This window comes from Methylobacterium sp. JK268, from assembly GCF_054052225.1.
This window is the reverse complement of sequence record NZ_JBSVZN010000001.1, coordinates 240,289-261,651: the sequence shown is the minus strand read 5'-3', so window position 1 is coordinate 261,651 and position 21,363 is coordinate 240,289. Positions and strand designations below refer to the sequence as shown.

Here is a 21,363-nt window from a genome sequence, read left to right as displayed (position 1 = left end):
TGTGACACGCGCCCCCTCCTGAAGCGTTGCTCCCCTCTCCCGGCCTGCTCCGCAGACCACCCTCCCCCGCAGAGGGGGGAGGGTTGAGGCGCCAGGGCATGCTCATCCGGCATCTCCCGTCTCGCGGTCGCGCAGGGCCACGTAGGTGATCCGCGTCGGCGAATACCCGGTCGCCGCGTGGAGGTCGTCGAAGGGATGCGCGAGCCGGATCGCCGCGCGGGCCGCGCGCGCCTCGTCCCCGTCCGGGTGGTAGACGAAGTCCCGGCCGTTGCGCCGCCAGCGCACCGGCTCGGGTCCCGCGCCCTCGTCGAGGAGCATCGCGATCGTCGGGAAGGCCGGACCGCCATGGGCGTGCAGCCGGTGGGCCGCCGCGTCGTCGTCGAAGATCAGCCGGGTGAGGCCGCGCGCCCGCGCCTCCAGGACCCGCCGGGCCTGACTGATGTGGTCGTCGAAGAAGCCGACGCCCTGCGCGAGGTCGAGCCCGGCGAGGTCGCGCTCCGACCAGTCGCCCGCGTGGTAGCGGGCGCCGGGGTCCCGGTAGCGCAGCCCCGACAGGTCCGGGTCGAAGCAGAGGATCTCGGCCGCCGGGCAGGCCTGCCGGGTGATCCAGGTGGTCAGCCCGCGAAAGACGCCCGATTCGATCACCACGCGCGGCTGCAGCGCCCGCATCAGGACGTAGAGCTGCAGCGCGCCGTTGAAGCCGTTGCCGCCCCGGCGCTGGGCCACCGGCGCGGCGGCGATCAAGTCCCAGAAGGTCTCGACCGCTTGCTTCGCGCCGCCCGGCAGGGCGAGCCCGCAGGCGGCGAGATCCGCGTCGAGCCGCGCCGCGGCGGCACCGATCAGCGCCTCGGTCTCCCGCCGCGAGAGCGGCCGGTGCGCCCAATCCGGCACCGCCGGAACGAGGTCGTAGCCGAGCCGGTCGAACAGGCGGCCGAGGAAGCGCCGCCGCAGGCGCTCCAGCAGCGGATGTGGACGGGTTGCGGCGGCGGGCGGCATCAGGCGGCCCGCCGGAGCGAGGGTCGGGACACCCGCACGCGGTGGCCGGGCGAGACCTCTTCCATCAGGCCGGTCTCCGGCCCGGTCAGGCGGAAGGGCTCCGGCCAGGCGGCCGGATCCGAGAAGCGATCGCTCATCAGGAGCTTGAGGTCCAGCGGGTGGTCGAGGTCGGGCTCGGGCACGGCGGCGAGCAGCGCCCGGGTGTAGGGATGCATCGGCTCGCGGAACAGGGCCGCCTTGGGCGCCTCCTCGACAATGAAGCCCCGGCACATCACCGCGATCGTGTCGGCGATGTAGTCCACCACCGCGAGGTTGTGGGAGACGAACAGGTAGGAGATGCCGAGGCTCGCCTGCAGGTCCTTGAGCAGGTTCAGCACCTGCGCCTGGACCGAGACGTCCAGCGCCGAGACCGGCTCGTCGCAGAGCAGCACCCGGGGCTTCAGGGCGAGCGCCCGGGCGATGCCGAGGCGCTGGCGCTGGCCGCCCGAGAAGGCGTGCGGATAGCGGCGCAGGGAGCGGGCATCGAGCCCGACCATGTCGAGGAGTTCCTTCGCCCGCTCGTAGCGCTCGTCCGAGGTGCCGACCCCGTGGATGCGCAGGGGCTCCGTCAGGATCTCGTAGACCGTCATGCGCGGGTTGAGGGACGAGAACGGATCCTGAAACACGAACTGCACCGCCCGGCGGAAATCCTTCAGCTCCCTGTCCTTGAGGCCGAAGACGTCGCGCGGGCCGCGGCCCGAGCCGTCGTCGAAGCAGACGCTGCCGGAATCCGGGCGCAGCGCCCGCATCACGATCTTCGACAGAGTGGTCTTGCCGCAGCCGGATTCGCCCACGAGGCCCAGCGTGCGCTGCGGGCGCAGCTCTAGGCTGACCCCGCGCACGGCCTCGATCCGCCGCACCGTGCCGCTGAACCAGCCCGCCCGCAGGGTGAAGGACTTGCGGATGTCGCGGATCGCCAGCAGCGGCCCGGGCGGGTCGGGGCGGTGGGGCTCGCCGGCCTTGCGGGCGAGGACCGCGCTCGTCACCTCGCGGATCGGGGTGAGGCGCTCGCCCTCCGCCATCTGGAAGCGCGGCACCGCGCGCATCAGCGCCCTGAGATAGGGGTGGCCCGGGCGGCGGAAGATGTCCTCGCGCCCGCCCGCCTCCGTGACCCGGCCGCGATAGAGCACCACGACCTCGTCGGCCATGTTGGCGACGACGCCGAGATCGTGGGTGATGAGCAGCATCGCCATCCCGGTCTCGGCCTGGAGGTCGCGCAGCAGGTCGAGGATCTGGGCCTGGGTGGTGACGTCGAGCGCCGTGGTCGGCTCGTCGGCGATCAGCAGCGCGGGCCGGGTGATCAGCGCCATGGCGATCATGGCGCGCTGGCGCAGGCCGCCGGAGAGTTCGAACGGGTAGGTGAGGAGCGCCCGCTTCGGGTCGGGGAAGCCCACGCGGGCGAAGACGTCGACGGCGCGGCGCTTGGCCTCCTCGACGGAGACGTCGGCGTGGAGACGCAGGGCCTCCGTGACCTGGTCGCCCACCGTGTGGAGGGGCGAGAGCGAGGTCATCGGCTCCTGGAAGATCATGGCGATGCGCCCGCCGCGCAAAGCCCGCATTTCGGGCGTATCCGGCCCCAGCCGCCCGATCTCGGCGGTCCGCCCCGTCGCCGGGTCGGTGAAGCGGATGGCACCGCCCGTGATGCGCGCCGATTTGGGAAGGATGCGCAGGATCGCCTGCGCGGTCACCGACTTGCCCGAGCCCGACTCGCCCACGAGGGCCACGGTGCGGCCGGCCGGCACGTCGAGGGACAGCCCGTCGACCGCCCGGAACGCTCCGGTATCCGCCGAGAAGTCGACCGTGAGATCGCGGATCGACAGGAGAGAAGCCGTCATGCCGATGCTTTTCGTCCCTCGGGATCGTCCTCGGGCGAGGACGGGTCCCGCGCGGTGACCGTCGTGCCGGGTTGTGACACGGGCGACGCCTCCGGCGCAAACAAACGCGCCGCCCGCGCGACGCGGACGGCCGGATGTTCTGCCAGACGCTCCAAGAACGCGGCGCAGAAGGTCCAGGTTGCGCGACTCTGCGCGAGATGATGGGTCAGGAGTCCCACCGGCTCGCCGATGCTCGCCGGATCCGCGACGATCTCTGCGGCGCGCCGGATCAGAAGCACCGGATCGACCAGTCCGCGCCCGGTCCCGTGCCAGTCGACCGGGTCGAGATGGGTGTTGACCTGGACGAGGCCGGGCAGCCTCGGCGCGCGCCGCCCGAAGGTCGAGAGCCCGCGGTAGCCGAGACTTGGGAGACGCCCCACGAGGTCCGGGGCGATCCGGTTCCAGGGCGGCACCAGGACGGGCAGGAGCCGGGGGCCGCAGCGCTCGGCGGCGAGGGCGAGGCCGCGCCGCGCCTCCTCGGCCAGCACGGCGGGCGGGCGGTGGAGGCCGAACTCGGCCTTCTTGTCCGCGCCGGCGTGGTTCGCGTGGGAGAGGCCGTGGACCAGGAGGTCGACCTCCGGCTCGTCCGCCACGCGTGCCGTGAGGGAGGGCTCGGTGCTGGCGGGGATCGCCGCGAGCGCCACCGGCCAGCCGCTGCGCCGGCTCAAGGTCAGCAGGCGGTCGAGGGCGGGGGTGTCGGCCACCGCGTCGTCGTCGCGCCACCACAGGGTGACGGTGCGGCCCTCCGCGGCGAGCCGGGCGAGGGCGGCGTCAAGGGGCGCCCAATCGAGGGCGTCGACGGCCCGCGCGTCGGCGAGCATCGCGGCGACGATCGCGACCGAGCGCGCGGCCCCGTCGAGGGCGACGGGATCCGAGTCGTAACCCTCCCCCCTCTGCGGGGGAGGGTGCCCCGCGGCGAGTGCGCAGCACTCGTGCGCGGGGCGGGAGAGGGGAACCCCGGTGCCGGATAAACCTGAAGCATGGTGAAGCGCGACAACTGAAGAAGCGTCGTGCTGCCCCTCTCCCGCCCCACTCCGTGGGGCACCCTCCCCCGCAGAGGGGGGAGGGGTCACCGCCCTCCCGACCATCGCCTCCACCATCCCGGCGAGCCGCTCCGCCGAGAGGTCCGCCTCCGGCAGCACCCGGGCGAGCCCGCGCCCGGCCAGGGTCTCGGCCCTCAGCCGCTGCTCGGTCTCGCCCCCGGCCTCGAAGGGCACGAGCAGGGCCGGGCAACGGCTGCGCAGGAGGTCGAGCACCGTGTTGTAGCCGGCCTGGCTCACCGAGAGCGCCGCGCCCGCCAGCAGCGCCCGGAAATCGGGCCGCGCCCGCTCCACCACGGCGTTGCCCGGCGCCCGCGCCCGCAGGTCGGCGAAGGCCGCTTCCGGAACCGCCCGGCCCACCAGCACCCGCCAGGCGAGACCCGGCAGGAGGCGCGCCGCCCCGAGCGCCGCCTCCTGGAGGGGCAGTCCCGCCGCGCTCGACCCGCCCGAAACCACGATGCCCGCGCGCTCCGCGGCCCGGGCCGGACCCGCCTCCTCGCCCTCGTCGACGTAGCCCGTGTAGTGGAGGCGCGGCCGCAGGGCGGCCTCCACCGGCCAGGAGGCGTCGAGGGGCAGGAGGTCCGGGTCGCCGTGGACCAGGGCGCCGTCATAGGCGTCGAAGCGGGCATGGGTCGCGGCGACGCGCTCCGGGCGGCTCGGCCGGGCGAGGATGTCGCGCAGCGAGGCGAGGAGCAGCGGGCGGGGCCGGCGCGCCGCCACCGCTCCGGCCAGCGCGTCGAATTCCGGTGCCAGCACCCGGCGGCCGAAGGGATGGAGTTCGGTGATCACCGCGTCGGGATCGGCCTGCGCGACGGCGGCCAGCAGGGCGGCCCGGCGGGCCTCCAGCCGCTCCGGCCCGACCGGCGCGAGATCCTCGTCGAGGAGGGTGGTGAAGGCCGTCCCACGGATCCGCACCGGCGGCAGCTGCACGAGCCGGATCCGGTCGAGACGCGGCAGGGCGGCCGGCATGCCGCCCGAGACCAGGGTGACGGCGTGGCCGGCCCCCGCGAAGGCCCGGGCGAGGGAAGCCGCCCGGGTCAGGTGGCCGGCGCCGAGCAGATGCGTGACCGCGATCAGGATCCGGCTCATCGGACGAGGTCCGACAGCGCGTCGCGCAGGCGCGCGGCGGCGGCGGCGAGGCCGCGCTCCTCGCGGGCGAAGGCCAGGGCCGCCCGTCCCATCGCCGCCCGGGCGGCCGGGTCGGCGGCGAGGCGCCGGATCGCGGAGGCGAGCGCGACGGCATCGCCCGGCGCGGAAACGAGGCCGGTGACGCCGTCGCGGACCACCCCCGGCACGCCCCCGTAGCCGCCGGCGACGACCGGGCAGCCCTCGGCCTGGGCTTCCAGCAGGACCATCCCGTAGGCCTCGCGGACGGCCGGCCAGACCAGGAGGTCGGCCCGCGCGTAGAGGGCCGCGAGCGATGCGGGGTCGGGGGCGCCGTGGCGGCGGACGCGCTCGCCTAAGGGCGCGAGGAGCCGCGAGACCTCCCCGGCCGCTGGCCCGTCGCCGGCGACGTCGAGGGTCCAGGGCAGGTCGGCGCAGAGCGCCAGGGCCTCGGCGAGGAGGCGGTAGGAGGCGAGCTTTTCGCCCTCCCGCATCATCGCCACGGTGAGGAGCCGCAGGGCGCCCGCGGGCCGGACCGGCTCCCGCGCCAGGGGCCAGTCCGCGGGGTCGAGGAAGGGCGGCAGGTCGGCGAGGATCTGGCCCGCCGGACGGGCCGCGTCGAGGGCGGGCCGGTCCTTGGCGTTCATGACGAGGACGAGGTCGGCCGCGTCGAGGGCCGCCTCGGCGCCCGCGTGGCCGAGCGCGTGGGGGCCCGCGGCGCGCTTGGCCGCCCGCGAGCCCTCGGCGATCACGTAGGGGATGCCCAGCGCCCGGGCGACGGCGGGGCCGATCCAGTCGGGCGCCTTGTAGTAGACGTGATAGGTGAACCACAGGCGCGGCGGGTCGGCCGCGAGGGCGGCCGCGAGCCGCGCGGCCTCGGCCGCTGCGGCGGTCTTCAGGGCGGCGTGTCGATCCCCCGCGGCGTCGTAGCTGCGAAGGTCGCTCGCCGGGAACGGCGCGAAGCCGGCCGCCGCGAGCGCCCGCAGCAGGAGCCGCGCCATCGTGCGCTCGCCGGAGGGCACCGGGTGATCGGCGGGCTTGAGCGGGGCGTAGAAGGCGATGCGCCGGGAGCCGGACTCGGATGCCTGTGGGCGGCCACCCTCCCCCGCAGAGGGGGGAGGGGCCGGCGCGGCCCCTGATCCCGGGATGGGCTGGTTCACGCCTCCCGCCCCCCGAGCAGAGCCGCGATCCGGTCGAGCCCCGCCTCGGCCCCGAACGCCTCCCGCAGCCGCGCCAGGGCCGCCGTCCCGAACCGCTCGCGCTCCGCCGGGTCCCGCCCGAGCAGGTTGACCGCGTTCGACAGCGCCGCCCAGTCGCCCGGCGGCACCAGCCGGCCCTCCACGCCGTCGCGCAGGAATTCCGGGATGCCCGCGAAGTCGGTGGCGACGATGGCGAGCCGCTGCGAGGCCGCCTCCATGATCACGTTCGGCAGCCCGTCCCGGTCGCCGGAGGGCGCGCGCTTGGCCGGCAGCACGAACAGGTCCGCCTCGCGCAGGAGCGCCACGACGTCGGGCTGGGGCTTGGCCCCGAGGAAGACCACCCGCTCCCCGAGCCCCAGCGCCGCGGCCCTGGCCTTGAGCGCGCCGAGGGCCTCGCCGTTGCCCACGTGAGCGAAGCGCCAGTGCAGGCCGGGCGGCAGGGCCGCGAGGGCGTCGAGGAGGTCGTCGTAGCCCTTCTTGGCCACCGCCCGCCCCACCGAGACGAGGCGCAGGGGATCGCCCGGGTCGCTCCCGTCCCGGGGCGGTCGCGCGGGCGGCGGCTCCGGGAAGCGCCGCAGGTCGAGCCCGTGATAGACGAGCCCCACCCGCGCGGGCGCCGCCGCGACCTCCCGCAGCCGCGCCGCACCCGCCGCCGTGCAGGTCACCGCGAAGGTGAGGCGCGGATCGTCGAGCTTGCCCGCGAGATCCCACGCGGGCGTCGTCCAGATGTCCTTGGCATGGGCCGAGGCGCTCCAGCTCCGCCCGGTGAGCAGGGCGGCGTAGCGGGCGACCGAGGCCGGCGTGTGCAGGTAGTGGACGTGGATGTGCCGGACCGCCTCCGGCAGTTCCCGGGCGAGGACGAGCGCCTGGCCGAGGCGGCGCAGGCGGTTGCGGCTCGGGTCGCGCGCGAAGTCCCGCCAGACCAGGGCGAGGAGCGGCCGCAGGCCGGGGCGGGGCAGGGCGGCGAGGAGCCCGCGCAGCACGCGCAGCGGCGCCTCGTGCAGGTATTCGGGCAGGTAGGCGACGGGGGCGCGGATCTCCCGGTGCATCGGGTGCACGGCCCCGTCATGCGGCCGGCGCAGGGACCAGATCGCGAGGGAAAGCCCGCGCGCTTCGAGTCCGAGCAGTTCCTGGGCGATGAAGGTTTCGGACAAGCGCGGATAGCCCTTGACCAGGACGGCGATGGGAGCGGGCATGGGACGGGACGCTACTCCGCCGCCACGCAGGCCGCGGCGTCCGGCGCCTCGACGAGCCGGCGGATCGTCGGCAGGCCGTCGAGCAGGCGCGGGATCGGTCGCGCCGAGGGGCGCGGGCGCTCAGGGAGCGCCGCCAGCGCCGCCGCCATCCGCTCCGGCCCGGATTCCGCCGGGTCGAGCGTCTCGACGAGCCCGAGCCGGGCCGCCGCCACGGCCCGGATCAGTTGCTCCCGGCGGGGCCGGGTCCGCGGCAGGATCAGGGCGGGCCGGTCGAAGGACAGGATCTCGCAGAAGGTGTTGTAGCCCCCCATCGCCACCACGCCCGCGGCGCGGCGCATCAGCCGCTCCAGCCGCGCGTCGAAGCCGAGCGCGGAGAGGCGCGGATGGGCGTCGATGCGCGCCTGCAGGGCGTCCCGGGCGGCGGGCGGGAAGAAGGGACCGAACACCACGAGCGCCCGATGGGGCAAGGCTTGCGCCTCGTAGGCGCGCACCACCGCCTCCACGAGGTCGACGCCGTCGCCGCCGCCGCCCGGCGTGACGAGGAGGAAGGGCGGCTCCTCGCTCTCCGCGGCCTCCGGGGCCGGCGCCTCCCGGCGCAGGTAGCCCGTGTAGGTCAGGCGCTCCCCCACGCCCTCGGGGAGGGCGAGGCCCGAGAGCGGCGCGTAGATCGCTTCCAGGCCGTAGACCCAGAGCGCGTCGTAGAGCGGCAGCACCGCGAGCGCACCCTTGCGCTCCCATTCCGGGGCGAGCAGGTCGGGCGCGTCGAGCACGTCGCGCAGGCCGAGCACGAGCCGGCAGCCCCGCGCCTTGAGGGGCGCCAGCACCGGCAGCACCTCGCCGTGGAACCCGGTCGGCTCCTTGTCGACGAGGAAGAGGTCGGGATCGAAGCGGCGGGCGACGTGGCGGATCAGCGCCGCCCGGGTCTCCACCACGGCGTCGAGGTCGTGGGCCGCGCCGAGGCTGCGGTAGCCGCCATCCTCGCGCTTCACCACCCCCGGCAGCCGGCGGCAGGTCACGCCGGGGGCGAAGCGGAAGGCGTGGCTCACGGGCGAGCCCGACAGGATCAGCACCCGCCGCTCCGGCGCCTGCGCCACGAGGGCGTGCGCGATGGCCCGCGCCCGGCGCAGGTGCCCGAGGCCGAACGTGTCGTGCGAATAGATCAGCACCCGCTGCGGGGCGCCGGGGACGAGCGGCGGCCTCATCAGGCGGCCCGCATCCCGCGGGATGCGCCCATCCCGACGGGCGGCGGCGCGTCAACCGGCGACCGGGAGCGGCACGGGGACAACGGCATCCTGCGACGGACCTCCCGGATCGGAGCCCGCCTGTCCTAGCGCATCCTCCCCCCGCTGGGCTACCCGCCCCGGATCGTTACCCCGGGCCGCGCGTCAGCTTTGTCCGGCGCTGCGTGCCGAAATGGGCGGCCGCGCCGGCCCGGAAAGCGCCGGTTGCTGGGAGAAGCACACGCAACCCGCATCAAGAAGGCGGTACGACATCCACCTGGATTCCGCTGTAATAGGCGGCGAGGTCGGCGATGTCGGTCTCCGACAGATCCTTGGCGGCGACGGACATCACCTCGTTCTTGCGCACGCCGCCGCGGAACTCCGTCAGCGCCTTGACGAGGTAGGGCTCGACCTGGCCGGCGAGGTTGGGCGCCTCGGGGAGCTTGGACAGCCCGTCGAGCCCGTGACAGGCTTGGCAGGCGACGGCCTTCCGCCGCCCGGCCGCGGCATCGCCCGCCCGGGCCTCGCCTGCCCCCGACAGGGCGGCGGCGGCGACGAGGGCGGAGGCGAGGGGCAGGGCGCCGGGAATGCGGGGCATGGCAGGGCTCCGGGTGGACCCTATCATCTCGGCCGGACGGCTCCCGCGGCAAGGGTTGCACCGCGCTGCGGGCCGGCCCGGCGCCCGAGGGGAGTCCACGCGACCCGCGATTTGCTCTAAGGCTTCCACCGGGCGGGCGCAGCCGCGCCGCCCTTAGGTCCTCGAACTGTCCCGGGAATCCCACGCGTGGCCGGCGAACGCTTCACCATCACCACCGCGATCTCCTACCCGAACGGGGCGCCGCATATCGGCCACGCCTACGAGGTGATCGCCGCCGACGCCATCGCGCGCTTCAAGCGCATCGACGGCTACGACGTGTTCTTCACCACCGGCACGGACGAGCACGGGCTCAAGATCCAGCAGACCGCCGTGAAGGCCGGGATCACCCCGCGGGCGTTCGTCGACCAGATGGCGCCGCGCTTCCGCACCATGGCGGAAACGCTGAACTGCGCTTTCGACCGCTTCATCCGCACCACCGACCCCGACCACATCGCGTCGAGCCAGGCCCTGTGGCGGCGGATGGAGGCGGCCGGCGACATCTACCTGTCGAAATACGCCGGCTGGTACTCGGTGCGCGACGAGGCCTATTACGACGAGGCCGAGCTGGTGCTGGGCGAGGACGGCGTGCGCCGGGCCGAGAAGACCGGCACGCCCGTCGAGTGGGTCGAGGAGGAGAGCTACTTCTTCCGCCTCTCGGCCTACGCGGACCGGCTGCTCGCGCATTACGCGGCGAACCCCGACTTCATCGGCCCAGAGACGCGGCGCAACGAGGTGGTGAGCTTCGTGCGCTCGGGGTTGCAGGACCTCTCGGTCAGCCGCACCACCTTCGACTGGGGCGTGCCCGTCCCGGGGGCGGACGGCCACGTCATGTATGTCTGGGTCGACGCGCTGACGAACTACATCACGTCGTGCGGCTTCCCGGACGAGGCGGATCCGCGCTGGCGCCGCTGGCCGGCCGACCTGCACGTGATCGGCAAGGACATCATCCGCTTCCACGCGGTCTACTGGCCGGCCTTCCTGATGTCGGCCGGGCTGCCGCTGCCCAAGCGCGTCTTCGGCCACGGCTTCCTGCTCAGCCGCGGCGAGAAGATGTCGAAGTCGCTCGGCAACGTGGTTGATCCGATCGAGCTCGCCGGCCTCTACGGGGTCGATCCGCTGCGCTACTTCGTGCTGCGCGAGGTGCCGTTCGGCCAGGACGGCAACTACTCGCACGAGGCGATCGTCAACCGGACCAACGCCGACCTCGCCAACGACCTCGGCAACCTCGCCCAGCGCTCGCTGACCATGATCGCCCGCAACTGCGACGGGGCGGTGCCGCGGCCGGGCGACCTGACGGAGGCCGACCGGGCGATCCTCGCCGCGGCGGACGCGCTGCCGGCGGCGGCCCGGGCCGCGATGACGGATTACGCGCTGCACCACGCGCTCGCGGAGATCTGGGCCGTGGTGGCGGAGGCCAACCGCTACTTCGCCGCCCAGGAGCCCTGGACCCTGCGCAAGACCGACCCGGCCCGCATGGCGAGCGTGCTCTACTGCACGGCCGAGGTCCTGCGCGCCGTCGGCATCCTGGTGCAGCCCTTCGTCCCGGCGGCGGCGGCCAAGCTCCTCGACCTCCTGGCGGTTCCCGAGGCGGCGAGGGGGCTCGACCGGGTCGGGGAGGGGAACCGCCTCGTCCCCGGCACGCCCCTGCCGGCCCCGAGCCCGATCTTCCCGCGCTTCGTCGAGCCGGAGGCCTGAGGCGCGATGCTGGTCGACAGCCACTGCCACCTCGACTTCGAGGGGCTCGCCGGACGGCTGCCCGAGGTGCTTGCCGACGCGAAGGCGGCGGGCGTGACCCGGATGGTCACGATCTCGACCCGGGTGCGGCGGGCGGAGACCTACCGAGCCCTCGCCGAGGCGCATCCCGAGATCTTCTTCACGGTGGGCACCCACCCGCACCAGGCGGGCGAGGAGCCGGACATCCCGGCCGAGGAGATCGTCGCCCTGTCGCGCCATCCGCGCTGCGTCGGCATCGGCGAGGCGGGCCTCGACTACCACTACGACAATGCCCCGCGCGATGTGCAGGCGCGGGTGTTCCGGACCCAGATCGCTGCGGCGCGCGAGACCGGCCTGCCGCTGGTGATCCACGCCCGCGACGCGGATGCCGACATGGAGGCGATCCTCACCGAGGAGATGGGGCGGGGCGCCTTCAAGGCGGTGCTGCACTGCTTCTCGTCCGGGCGGCGCCTCGCGGAGGCCGGGGTGGAGCTCGGCCTGTTCGTGTCCTTCTCGGGCATCGTGACCTTCCGCCGCTCGGAGGAGTTGCGGGCGATCGCCGCCGCGCTGCCGCGCGACCGGCTCCTGGTCGAGACCGACGCGCCCTTCCTGGCGCCCGAGCCGCATCGCGGCCGCCCGAACGAGCCCGCCTACGTGGCCGAGACCGCCCGGGTGCTCGCCCGGACCCTCGACGTCGCGCCGGACGCCCTCGCGCAGCTCACGACCGAGAATTTCTACCGGCTGTTCGACAAGGCCGCGCGGGCGGATGCCGCGGCGGCGGCCGCCCCGTGAGGTCGCCCCGATGCCCGCGCTGACGCTCCGCCTCCTCGGCTGCGGCTCCTCCGGCGGCGTGCCCCGCGTCGGCTCCGGCTGGGGCGCCTGCGACCCGGCCGAGCCGAGGAACCGCCGCCGCCGCTGCTCGCTCCTGGTCGAGGGGCGGCGGGACGGGGGCGCGGCCACGACGGTGCTCATCGACACCTCGCCGGACCTGCGCGAGCAGCTCCTCGACGCGGGCGTGACCCGGCTCGACGCGGTGCTGTTCACCCACGCCCACGCGGACCACACCCACGGCATCGACGACGTGCGCCCGCTGGTGATCCACATGCGCCGCCGCATCCCGGTCTACGCGGACGCGGTCACGGAGGCGCTGCTGCGGGTGCGCTTCGCCTATTGCTTCGACACGCCGCCCGGGAGCCAGTACCCGCCGATCCTCGACCTCCACGCGCTGCCCGACGATGCGCCACTCACCCTCGACGGGCCGGGCGGCCCGGTGACCGCGACCTCCTTCCGGATGGAGCACGGCAACGAGGAGGCCCTGGGCTTCCGCTTCGCGGACGCCGCCTACGCGCCCGACGTCAGCACCATGCCGGCCGACGCCAAGGCGCGGCTCTCCGGCCTCGATCTGCTGATCATCGACGCCCTGCGCGACACGCCGCACCCGACCCACTACTCGGTCTCGGACGCGCTGGCGCTGATCGAGGAGGTGCGGCCGCGCCGCGCCATCCTGACGAACCTCCACACCGACCTCGACTACGAGGCCCTGCGCCGCCGCCTGCCGGAGGGCGTGGTGCCGGCCTATGACGGACTCACCGTCACGGTCGACGGCTGAACGAACAGGCAGAGCCAGACCGTCGCGGCCGCGGGGTCGGTCCACTCGACCCGGTGGCGGCAGCCGGCCGGGAGCAGCAGGTGGTCGCCCGGCCGCAGGGCGCGGTCCTGCGCCTCGCCGGCGACGCGCAGCCGGGCCGCGCCCGCCACCAGCAGCACCCACTCGTCCTCCCGTTGGTCGTACCAGAAGCCCGGCGGGCTCGCCTGGCCGGTGGAGACGATCCGCTCCAGGCGCAGCCCCGGCCGCGCGAGGAGCGTCGCCACGCTCTCCTCCGCGGCACCCGGGAGCGGCAGGCCGGCGAGCAGGCTGGCAGTCGGTGCGGCGGGCATGCGGCCTTCCTCGTCGGACGATCGAGAGCTTGCGAGGTGATCCTGCACGCGCAGGCGAGACCGATCCAGGCCTGCGGGCGGCACTCGCTTCGCAGGGATCGTCGAGGGGGCACGCGACGTCCTTGATGCGGCATGGCAGGGGAGCGTCGGCTCGGGCGTGCGACCGGTCGGTCGCCGTCATTCAACGTCGGAACGCTCCGTTGCCGCAAGGTAACATTATTATCCCGCCGGTTGCCCTAACGTCTCGGCCGCATCGTCGGACGAGTCATCATGCGCGCAGCTCTCATCGTGGGTTCTCTCGTCGTCGCGTCGGTTGCCGGACCCTCGACTGCGCGGGCGGCCGATCCGGCGGGGCCGGGGGGCGGGCTGCCGGCGGGTTGGACGGGCTTCTCCGCCGGGCTGTTCCTCGGCTACGGGGCCCTCGACAACCGGCTCGCCCCCTCCTGCATTTCGGTGGCCGGCATCCCGCAGGGAACGGGCTGCCGGATCGGCCCCGTCCTGCGGCCTGTCACCGAGGACGTCGTGGCCGGCGGAGAGGTCGGGTACGACCGCGAGATCGGAGCGGGTCTGGTCCTCGGCGTGGCTGCGGACCACACCGTGACGCGCCTGCGCGGCTACGCGGACCAGGAAGGGCTCACGATCGTCAACGGCCGCGCGCTCCCGTCCGGCACGGCCCATGCCGGCCAGCGGCTCGACGGTTTCGGCACCCTGCGCGGGCGCGTCGGGCTCGCCATCGACCGGGCGCTCGTCTACGCGACGGCGGGTCTCGCCTACGGGACGGTGCGGATCGACGCCACCGAGACGCGGTCGACGGGCGCGAGGAGCGCCTATGGCGGCTTCTCCGACGCCCGCGACGGCGACGAACGGCTGGGCTTCGCGGTGGGCGGGGGCATCGCCTACGCGTTCGGCGAGCGGGTCTCGGCGAAGGTGGAGACGCTCTACTACGATCTCGGAAGCCGCACGGTGATGGCGCACGGGATCTCGCGGAACACGTTGGCGGAGAGCAGCATCCGGATCGGGACCCGCGCACGGACCAGCGGCGTCCTCGCCCGGATCGGCCTGACCTACCATTTCGGCGACGGGGCGCTGGGTACGGCCGACGCGGCGCCTGCCCGGGGGGCGCCGGCGTCCTTCGACCTCGAAGCGGGCCTGCGCTACTTCGGCAGCACCGGGACCCAGCGCGCGACGATCGCGGCCCCGGGCAACGCCGCGCAACTGAACTCGCGCCTGACCTATGCCGGCCTGGCGGCCCATGCGGGCGAGAGCTTCGCCCGCCTCGACCACCGTCCGACGGGATTGTTCGTCAAGGGGTTCGTCGGAGCGGGCGGGCTCACCTCGGGCCGGCTGGCGGACGAGGACTTTGTGCCGGCCCGCGCGCTCACGGCGCGGTCCGACTCGACGATCCGCGACGGCGGCATCGCCTACGGGGTCGCGGATGCCGGATACAGCCTGCTGTCCGGCGAGGATTACCGGCTCGGGGCGTTCCTGGGCTACCAGTTCCTGCAGGAGGGACCCAACGCGGTCGGGTGCCGCCAAGTGGCCGGCAGCGCCTTCGGCTGCGGCCCGTTTGCCGTGGGGAACGTCCGGACGATCAGCGAGGATGCGCATTGGAGCGCACTGCGGATCGGCCTCGCGGGTGAGATCCGCCGCGACCGCGTCCGGATCGGCCTCGAGGGCGCGTATCTCCCGGTCGCCGCGATCCAGGCTTACGACCGCCACTGGCTGCGCCCCGACATCAACCCGCAACCGCAATGGGGATCGGGAGACGGGGTCTTCGTGCAGGGCGTCGTCTCGTACGACGTGACGCCGGACCTCAGCATCGGCGTCGGCGGCCGCTACTGGCACATGGAGGCCGGCAACGGACGCAGCCGCTTCCCGCTCGCGCCCGCCAGCCCGACCCGCCTGGAGGCCGACCGCCTCGGTGGCTTCCTCCAGGCGTCCTACCGCTTCTCGGTGCCGAGCCTGTGATCGGACCGGCACGAAGAGCAGTTCCATAATGTTTCTTATGCGAGTTGGCCGTGTAGGCGCAAAGTTAGAATGTCCCAGCTGGGCAAAGGTGGAATGGCACACTCCCCTGTCCGCATGGGCGCGGGAGCAAGCAGCCCTCACCGCATCGGTCGGCTTCGCACCCCGAACGGCCCTGCTGACCATCCGCTCTTCGGCAGCCGGCCTCCGCGCCGGTCGAGCCTGGCGGCTCGCCCGGGTCGAGAGAGCGGAGATCCGCGGACGACCCTACGCCAGGCGGATTGCGGCCGAGCTCTGCGCGGCATGGAACCTCCGCGCCCGCCCACTGCCCCACACGGACGTGAGGCCTCTCCCCGGCGTCTACAGCGGCGTGTCGGGGCGCCGTTGACATCTCCCACCCATGCGATGGTGGAATCGCATCCTCCCCTGTCGACGCGGCGCAGGGACTTGTTCCAATACCCACGCGGGACCGGGCCGTCCCCCCCTCGCGGCCAGGAGATCGGATGCCGATGTCACGCCGCTACCTCGACCGGCGCCTGAAGCTCTCCCAACTCCGCGTCGTCGATGCCCTGGAGGCGCACCGCAGCCTGGTCAGGGCCGCGTCGGTGCTCGGCGTGACGCAGCCCGCCCTCACCAAGAGCCTGCACGAGATCGAGGATATCCTTCAGGCCCGCCTCTTCGACCGGCACGCGCGCGGCGTGCGCCCCACCGAGGCCGGCATGGTGCTGGTGCGGGCCGCGCGCCGCATCCTCGCGGAGATCCACGACCTCGACGAGGAACTCGACCGGCACATGGAGAACCGGGGCGCCGCCGTCGCGGTGGGAGCGCTCCCGGTCGCGGCGTCCGGCGTGCTGCCCGGGGTGCTGGCGCGGCTCAAGGCGGCCCATCCGGACATCAGGGTCGGGCTGCAGCAGGGGCGGACGGAGGACCTCCTGCCGCGCCTCGCCGCGGGTGAGCTCGATCTCGTCGTCGGGCGCCTCTACGCGCCCGCCGTCCCGGACCACTTCATCCGCGAGCCGCTCTGGACCGAGCCGATCTCGATCCTGGCCCGGGCGGAGCACCCGATCTTCGCCGGACCGGCGACCGTCGCGGCCCTGCGCCAGTACGAGGTCGTCCTGCCCACGGTGAGCCAGCGGGTCGGCCAGGAGATCGAGCACGTGCTGTCGCTGCTCGGCCTGGTGCCGTCGGCCTCCCTCCGCTCCAGCTCCCACGGCTTCATCCGCGAGATGCTGCACGCCTCCGACCTCGTCGCCGTGATGCCGCGGCTGATGATGGCCGGGGATCTGCTCCGCGGGACCCTGCGCGTCGTGCCGCTGCCGATCTCCGCCCCCGATCGGCCGGCCGGGCTGATCCTGCCCTTTGATCGCCCGCTGCCTTCCGGCGGGCGGCTCTTCGCGGAATGCCTGCGGGCCTATATCGGCGAGATCTCGCAGCGCGGCCTCGCCGATATCACCGATGGTGATAGCAAGCGGCGAAAAAAGAAATAGGACTCGGCCCCGGCGGGCAATGTACGACGCAAGCAGCGTCCGATCCTGCAAAGACACGGCGGGCGCTCGCAAGCAGAGAACGCCACCCCGATGGTCGTCCCAGGGAGGGATCGCCGATGAGACCGGCCGCGCGCCCGCATGTCCTCGATTCCGTCGCAGCCTTTCCCGAGCAGCGCCCGAACGCGTTGCGAGCTGTCGCGGCCGCAGGTGTTTGTGTCTGCCGCATTCTCTGCGCTGAACCGGCATCCGTTTCGGCGGAGGTTCCCGCCGCACCGCGCCGCCCCTGAGGAGGCGGGAGGGCCGCCACGCGGCCGGACCCGCGCGACGAGAGACCGCCAGACATGACCCATTTCGCCATCGTCGGGTTCGGCGAGGTCGGCAGCCGCTTCGCCCGCGACCTGCGGGCCGCCGCTCCCACGAGCCGCATCACGGCCTTCGACATCGATCCCGCGGCGCAGGCGCACGCCGCCGCGACCGTCGCGGTCGGCGCCGACGCCGCGGAGGCGGTGAGAGAGGCCGACATCGTGTTCGTGGCCGTCACGGCCGGCGCCGCGCTGTCGGCGGCCGCGGCGCTTGCGGGCGGTCTCGGGCACGGCCCCCTCGTCGTCGACGTGAACTCGGTGGCGCCCTCGACCAAGCGGGAGGCCGCCCGCCTCGTGGCGGCGGCGGGCGGGCGCTACGTCGAGGCGGCCGTGATGACGAGCGTGCCGCCCCACGGCCTAGGCGCGCCCATGCTGCTCGGCGGCCCCCACGCGCCGGATTTCGCGGCGGCGATGGCCCCCTTCGCGATGCGCCTGACGGTCTTCTCCGACGAGATCGGACGCGCCTCCTCGGTCAAGATGTGCCGCAGCGTCATGGTCAAGGGTCTGGAGGCCCTGGCGAGCGAGTGCCTGCTGGCGGCGCGCCGCTACGGCGTGGAGCGGGAGGTGCTGGCCTCGCTCGCCGACACCCTGCCGCACGAGGACTGGCCGGGCCTCGCCCATTACCTCATCGGCCGGACTTTGCTGCACGGCCGGCGACGGGCCGAGGAGATGCGGGAGGTGGCGCGGACGGTCGGGGATGCGGGCATCGCCCCGCTCATGAGCGGCGCCATCGCGGAGCGCCAGGACTGGGCCGGCGCGCTCGGACGCCACGTCGACCGCGCCGCCCTGTCCGCCGGAACGCTCGACGCCCTCCTCGACGGCGTCACCGGCGCGGCGGCCGCGCGCGCCGCCCCCTCCCCGGCCGCGGCCTGACCGCTTCCGTCGCGGGCCGCCCCCGCGTCCCGATCCACGCGCGAACGCATGCCTCCCGCTGCCGCGCGGGGCGGCGTCCACCACGGAGACGACCTGTGACCAGCGAGCCGATCCTCGACGTGGCCCATCTCGGGCACCTCGAACTCCTCACGCCCAAGCCCGAGGAGAGCCTGCGCTTCTTCGTCGACGTGATGGGCATGACGGAGAGCGGGCGGCAGGGCGATTCCGTCTACCTGCGCGCCTGGGACGATTACGAACGCTACTCGCTTCAGCTCACCGCCTCCCGCGTTGCGGGCCTCGGTCACGCGGCCTTCCGGGCGCGCAGCCCGCAGGCCCTGGAGCGGCGCGTCGGCGCGATCGCGCAGACCGGCGCCGGGATCGGCTGGCACGAGGGCGAGCTCGGCCACGGGCCCGGCTACCGCTTCCACGACCCGGACGGCCACGTCATCGAGCTCTACTACGAGACGGAGTGGTACGAGGCCCCGGAGGCCCTGCGGCCCGCACTCAAGAACCAGGCGCAGCGCTTCCCGGCGCGCGGCCTCAACGTGCGCCGGCTCGACCATTTCAACTGCCTCGCCGTCGACGTGAAGGCCAACCGCGAGTTCTTCGAACGGCATCTCGGCTTCCGCCTCACCGAGCAGATCGTGCTCGATTCCGGCGAGGAGGCCGGGATGTGGCTGACGGCGACCAACAAGAGCTACGACTTCGCCTACACCAAGGAAGCGCACGGGATCAAAGGCCGCTTCCACCACATCACCTACGCGCTCGACAGCCGCGAGGAGATCCTGCGGGCCGCGGACATCTTCCTCGAGGCCGGGGTGCCGATCGAGACCGGTCCGCACAAGCACGCCGTCCAGCAGACCTTCTTCCTCTACGTCTTCGAGCCCGGCGGGCACCGCGTCGAGGTCGCGAATGCGGGCGCGCGCCTCGTCCTCGCCCCCGACTGGAAGCCGATCCGCTGGACCGAGGCCGAGCGGAGGAAGGGCCAGGCCTGGGGCCTCAAGACCATCGAGAGCTTCCACAGCCGCGGGACGCCGCCCCTTCCCGGCCAGCCCGGGGCCGGCGACCCCCCGGAGGATCTCCGCCCCGAGGCGGGATCGCCCCGCTGAGACGCAGGCCGCACAAGCATCACAAGATCTCATCGGCACAGGGAGGAGAGGCGGGCATGTCCAGGACGGTCGACATCAAATCGTTCATCGATAGCCGACCCATTTCGATGGCCCAATGGGCCCTGGTCGCGATGTGCTTCATGGTCGTCGTGGCCGACGGCATGGACGTGGCGATCATGGGCTTCGTCACGCCGTCGATCCTGCAGGAATGGGAGATCTCGCGGCCGGCCTTCGGCATCGTGATGAGCGCGGCGCCGTTCGGCCTCGTGATCGGCGCCCTGGTCGCCGGTCCGTCCTCGGACCGGTTCGGGCGCAAGATCGTCCTGCTCACCGCGGTCCTGGTCTTCGGCCTGTTCACGGTGGTGGCGGCCTATGCCTCGTCGCCGGCCGAGATGGCGCTCCTGCGCCTGTTTGCCGGTACCGGCATGGGCGCGGCCATGCCCAACACCACGACGCTGCTGTCGGAATACGCCCCCCAGCGGCGGCGCTCGCTGATGATCACGATCATGTTCACGGGGTTCACCCTCGGCTCGGCCGCGATCGGCTTCGCGGCGGCCGTCCTGATCCCGCTCCACGGCTGGCGGTCCGTGCTGCTGCTGGGCGGCGCCGTGCCGCTGACCCTGCTGCCGATCCTGGCGCGCTTCCTCCCGGAATCGGCGCGCCTGCTGGCGCTGCGCGGGGCCGCGCCCGGGACGATCGCGGCGACGCTCTCCGCAGTCACCGGCCACCGGTTCGCCGGTGACGAGACCTTCGTGTCCGACGAGCCGCCCCTGCGGACGAAGACGCCGATCGGGGTCCTGTTCTCTCGCGGCTACGCCCTGATGACCGTGTCCCTCTGGGTCACCTACTTCATGGGCCTGATGGTCATCTACCTGCTCACCGGGTGGCTGCCGACCCTGCTGCGGGATGCCGGCGTTCCGGTCGAGACCGCCTCCACCCTCACGGCCCTGTTCCAGATCGGCGGCACGCTGGGCGCCGTCGTGGTCGGCTGGATCATGGACAAGGCCCGGCCCCCGCTCGTCATCGCGGCCGCGTATCTGGGCGGCAGCCTCTGCATCGTCGCCCTCTCGGTGCTCGGCATCGTCTCGTCCTCGCTGGCCGTCCTGATCCTCGCGGCCGGGTTCTGCATGAGCGGGGCCCAGACCGGGCTCAACGCCTTCGCGCCCGGCTGCTACCCGACCGCGGCGCGCGCCACCGGGGTGAGCTGGATGCTGGGCATCGGGCGCTTCGGCAGCATCCTCGGATCCGGCTTCGGGGGCGCCCTCCTGGGCTCGGGATGGGATTTCAGCGCGATCCTCCTGGTCCTGGCGGCTCCCGCCACCTGCGCCGCCCTGGCGATCGCGGTGACGCAGTTCGGAAGCGCCGACGCCGCCAGCCCCAGGGCCGCATCAGCGCACTGACCCGCGGGGGGCTCCGGCCCCGGCCGCCCAAGACGGGCCCTCCTCCTCAAGACGGGCCCTCCTCCCGCACGAAGAGCGAGACACGATGATCATCGACTGCCACGGACACTACACGACGGCGCCTCGGGCGCTCGAGGAGTGGCGCAACCGCCAGATCGAGGGCCTGCGCGACCCGGCCCGCCGGCCGCAGCGCTCCGATCTGCGGATCAGCGACGACGAGATCCGCGAGTCGATCGAGAGCAACCAGCTGCGGCTGATGCGGGAGCGGGGCAGCGACCTCACGATCTTCAGCCCGCGCGCGAGCTTCATGGCGCATCACATCGGCGATCTCGCGGTCTCCTCGGAATGGGCCGCGATCTGCAACGCCCTCTGCCACCGCGTCGCGCAGCTGTTCCCCGACCACTTCATCGGCGCCGCTATGCTGCCGCAGAGCCCCGGCGCCGATCCGAAGACCTGCATCCCCGAACTCGAAAAATGCATTCGCGATTACGGCTTCGTCGGCATCAACCTCAACCCCGACCCGTCAGGGGGATACTGGAAGAGCCCGCCGCTGACCGACCGCTCCTGGTACCCGATCTACGAGAAGATGGTGGAATACGACATCCCGGCGATGATCCACGTCTCGACGAGCTGCAATGCCTGCTTCCACACCACGGGCGCGCATTACATCAACGCCGACACCACCGCCGTCATGCAGCTCATCGAGGGCGACCTGTTCGCGGACTTCCCGACGCTGCGCTTCGTGATCCCGCATGGCGGGGGCGCGGCGCCGTATCACTGGGGGCGCTACCGCGGGCTCGCCCAGGCGCTCAAGAAGCCGGAGCTGCGCGAGCATCTGCTCAAGAACGTCTACTTCGATACCTGCATCTATCATCAGCCCGGCATCGACCTGCTGACCGACGTCATCCCGGTCGACAACATCCTGTTCGCGAGCGAGATGGTGGGCGCGGTGCGGGGGATCGATCCCGAGACCGGGCACAACTTCGACGACACGAAGCGTTACATTGAAGCCGCCCGGCACCTGAGCGCGGAGGACCGCCGGAAGATCTACGAGGGCAACGCGCGCCGCGTCTATCCGCGCCTCGACGCCGCCCTGAAGGCGCGCGGGCGCGAGAGCATGTCCCGCTGAAGGGGTTGCCGGTTCAGCGTGCAAGAACCGGCAAAACCAAACGCGGAGACGGGGCCAGCCGTCAGCCTGGCCCGGGCTTCCG

17 protein-coding genes are annotated in these 21,363 nt (G+C 73.4%); 9 read left to right on the top strand and 8 right to left on the bottom strand.

What is annotated here, in order from left to right:
* Nucleotides 1-102 precede the first annotated feature (102 nt).
* From ACW9J6_RS01120 to ACW9J6_RS01090, 7 genes are all read right to left on the bottom strand, one after another.
* Nucleotides 103-996: a hypothetical protein gene (locus ACW9J6_RS01120; protein ID WP_457114575.1), complete on the bottom strand. Its 894-nt coding sequence runs from the start codon at nt 994-996 to the stop codon at nt 103-105.
* The gene (locus ACW9J6_RS01115) at nt 996-2,870 is read right to left on the bottom strand and encodes an ABC transporter ATP-binding protein (protein ID WP_457114574.1); all 1,875 of its coding nucleotides are present in this window, start codon (nt 2,868-2,870) and stop codon (nt 996-998) included. The genes ACW9J6_RS01120 and ACW9J6_RS01115 overlap by 1 nt, the downstream gene beginning before the upstream one ends.
* Nucleotides 2,867-5,038 (bottom strand): glycosyltransferase, encoded by a 2,172-nt coding sequence (locus ACW9J6_RS01110; RefSeq protein WP_457114573.1) that lies wholly within the window; start codon nt 5,036-5,038, stop codon nt 2,867-2,869. The genes ACW9J6_RS01115 and ACW9J6_RS01110 overlap by 4 nt, the downstream gene beginning before the upstream one ends.
* Nucleotides 5,035-6,054: a glycosyltransferase gene (locus ACW9J6_RS01105; protein ID WP_457114572.1), complete on the bottom strand. Its 1,020-nt coding sequence runs from the start codon at nt 6,052-6,054 to the stop codon at nt 5,035-5,037. The genes ACW9J6_RS01110 and ACW9J6_RS01105 overlap by 4 nt, the downstream gene beginning before the upstream one ends.
* A 155-nt stretch (nt 6,055-6,209) precedes the next feature.
* On the bottom strand, nt 6,210-7,448 hold the full coding sequence (locus ACW9J6_RS01100; RefSeq protein WP_457114571.1) for a glycosyltransferase family 4 protein: 1,239 nt from the start codon (nt 7,446-7,448) through the stop codon (nt 6,210-6,212).
* A gap of 11 nt (nt 7,449-7,459) precedes the next feature.
* Complete coding sequence (locus ACW9J6_RS01095; RefSeq protein WP_457114570.1) at nt 7,460-8,650, bottom strand: glycosyltransferase family protein; 1,191 nt, start codon at nt 8,648-8,650, stop codon at nt 7,460-7,462.
* A gap of 271 nt (nt 8,651-8,921) precedes the next feature.
* Nucleotides 8,922-9,266, bottom strand: a complete 345-nt coding sequence (locus tag ACW9J6_RS01090; RefSeq protein WP_457114569.1) for a c-type cytochrome — start codon at nt 9,264-9,266, stop codon at nt 8,922-8,924.
* Nucleotides 9,267-9,452: 186 nt separating this feature from the next.
* Here ACW9J6_RS01090 and metG point away from each other — a divergent pair, with 186 nt between their 5' ends.
* The 3 genes from metG to ACW9J6_RS01075 are packed head-to-tail and all read left to right on the top strand — an operon-like array spanning nt 9,453 to nt 12,627.
* Entirely contained in the window at nt 9,453-11,000 is a 1,548-nt protein-coding gene (metG, locus tag ACW9J6_RS01085; protein WP_457114568.1) for a methionine--tRNA ligase, read from the top strand.
* 6 nt (nt 11,001-11,006) lie between these two features.
* On the top strand, nt 11,007-11,810 hold the full coding sequence (locus ACW9J6_RS01080) for a TatD family hydrolase (RefSeq protein WP_457114567.1): 804 nt from the start codon (nt 11,007-11,009) through the stop codon (nt 11,808-11,810).
* Nucleotides 11,811-11,820: 10 nt separating this feature from the next.
* Nucleotides 11,821-12,627 carry an MBL fold metallo-hydrolase gene (locus ACW9J6_RS01075; protein ID WP_457114566.1) on the top strand — a complete coding sequence of 269 codons (807 nt, stop codon included), beginning with the start codon at nt 11,821-11,823 and terminating at the stop codon, nt 12,625-12,627.
* Here ACW9J6_RS01075 and ACW9J6_RS01070 read toward each other — a convergent pair.
* Nucleotides 12,594-12,956, bottom strand: coding sequence for a cupin domain-containing protein (locus ACW9J6_RS01070; RefSeq protein ID WP_457114565.1), 363 nt, complete (start codon nt 12,954-12,956; stop codon nt 12,594-12,596). The two genes, ACW9J6_RS01075 and ACW9J6_RS01070, sit on opposite strands and share 34 nt — an antisense overlap.
* Before the next feature lie 270 nt (nt 12,957-13,226).
* Between ACW9J6_RS01070 and ACW9J6_RS01065 the strand changes: the two genes are divergently transcribed.
* The 6 genes from ACW9J6_RS01065 to ACW9J6_RS01040 all read left to right on the top strand — a co-directional run bounded on the left by ACW9J6_RS01065 (nt 13,227) and on the right by ACW9J6_RS01040 (nt 21,281).
* Nucleotides 13,227-14,924 carry an outer membrane beta-barrel protein gene (locus ACW9J6_RS01065; protein WP_457114564.1) on the top strand — a complete coding sequence of 566 codons (1,698 nt, stop codon included), beginning with the start codon at nt 13,227-13,229 and terminating at the stop codon, nt 14,922-14,924.
* A gap of 500 nt (nt 14,925-15,424) precedes the next feature.
* Nucleotides 15,425-16,408 carry a LysR family transcriptional regulator gene (locus ACW9J6_RS01060; RefSeq protein ID WP_457114563.1) on the top strand — a complete coding sequence of 328 codons (984 nt, stop codon included), beginning with the start codon at nt 15,425-15,427 and terminating at the stop codon, nt 16,406-16,408.
* 341 nt (nt 16,409-16,749) lie between these two features.
* Entirely contained in the window at nt 16,750-17,643 is an 894-nt protein-coding gene (locus tag ACW9J6_RS01055; RefSeq protein ID WP_457114562.1) for a prephenate dehydrogenase/arogenate dehydrogenase family protein, read from the top strand.
* A 95-nt stretch (nt 17,644-17,738) separates the two neighbouring features.
* Nucleotides 17,739-18,752, top strand: a complete 1,014-nt coding sequence (locus ACW9J6_RS01050) for a catechol 2,3-dioxygenase (RefSeq protein WP_457114561.1) — start codon at nt 17,739-17,741, stop codon at nt 18,750-18,752.
* A gap of 107 nt (nt 18,753-18,859) precedes the next feature.
* Nucleotides 18,860-20,152 (top strand): MFS transporter, encoded by a 1,293-nt coding sequence (locus ACW9J6_RS01045; protein ID WP_457114560.1) that lies wholly within the window; start codon nt 18,860-18,862, stop codon nt 20,150-20,152.
* A gap of 85 nt (nt 20,153-20,237) precedes the next feature.
* A complete protein-coding gene (locus ACW9J6_RS01040; protein WP_457114559.1) occupies nt 20,238-21,281 on the top strand; it encodes an amidohydrolase family protein in 1,044 nt (347 codons plus the stop codon).
* Nucleotides 21,282-21,363: the final 82 nt, after the last annotated feature.

Coding starts and splice junctions, on each gene's coding strand:
- ACW9J6_RS01120 (WP_457114575.1), bottom strand. CDS start 996: ATGCCGCCCGCCGCCGCAACCCGTCCACATCCGCTGCTGGAGCGCCTG.
- ACW9J6_RS01115 (WP_457114574.1), bottom strand. CDS start 2,870: ATGACGGCTTCTCTCCTGTCGATCCGCGATCTCACGGTCGACTTCTCG.
- ACW9J6_RS01110 (WP_457114573.1), bottom strand. CDS start 5,038: ATGAGCCGGATCCTGATCGCGGTCACGCATCTGCTCGGCGCCGGCCAC.
- ACW9J6_RS01105 (WP_457114572.1), bottom strand. CDS start 6,054: ATGGCGCGGCTCCTGCTGCGGGCGCTCGCGGCGGCCGGCTTCGCGCCG.
- ACW9J6_RS01100 (WP_457114571.1), bottom strand. CDS start 7,448: ATGCCCGCTCCCATCGCCGTCCTGGTCAAGGGCTATCCGCGCTTGTCC.
- ACW9J6_RS01095 (WP_457114570.1), bottom strand. CDS start 8,650: ATGAGGCCGCCGCTCGTCCCCGGCGCCCCGCAGCGGGTGCTGATCTAT.
- ACW9J6_RS01090 (WP_457114569.1), bottom strand. CDS start 9,266: ATGCCCCGCATTCCCGGCGCCCTGCCCCTCGCCTCCGCCCTCGTCGCC.
- ACW9J6_RS01080 (WP_457114567.1), top strand. CDS start 11,007: ATGCTGGTCGACAGCCACTGCCACCTCGACTTCGAGGGGCTCGCCGGA.
- ACW9J6_RS01075 (WP_457114566.1), top strand. CDS start 11,821: ATGCCCGCGCTGACGCTCCGCCTCCTCGGCTGCGGCTCCTCCGGCGGC.
- ACW9J6_RS01070 (WP_457114565.1), bottom strand. CDS start 12,956: ATGCCCGCCGCACCGACTGCCAGCCTGCTCGCCGGCCTGCCGCTCCCG.
- ACW9J6_RS01065 (WP_457114564.1), top strand. CDS start 13,227: ATGCGCGCAGCTCTCATCGTGGGTTCTCTCGTCGTCGCGTCGGTTGCC.
- ACW9J6_RS01060 (WP_457114563.1), top strand. CDS start 15,425: ATGCCGATGTCACGCCGCTACCTCGACCGGCGCCTGAAGCTCTCCCAA.
- ACW9J6_RS01055 (WP_457114562.1), top strand. CDS start 16,750: ATGACCCATTTCGCCATCGTCGGGTTCGGCGAGGTCGGCAGCCGCTTC.
- ACW9J6_RS01045 (WP_457114560.1), top strand. CDS start 18,860: ATGGCCCAATGGGCCCTGGTCGCGATGTGCTTCATGGTCGTCGTGGCC.
- ACW9J6_RS01040 (WP_457114559.1), top strand. CDS start 20,238: ATGATCATCGACTGCCACGGACACTACACGACGGCGCCTCGGGCGCTC.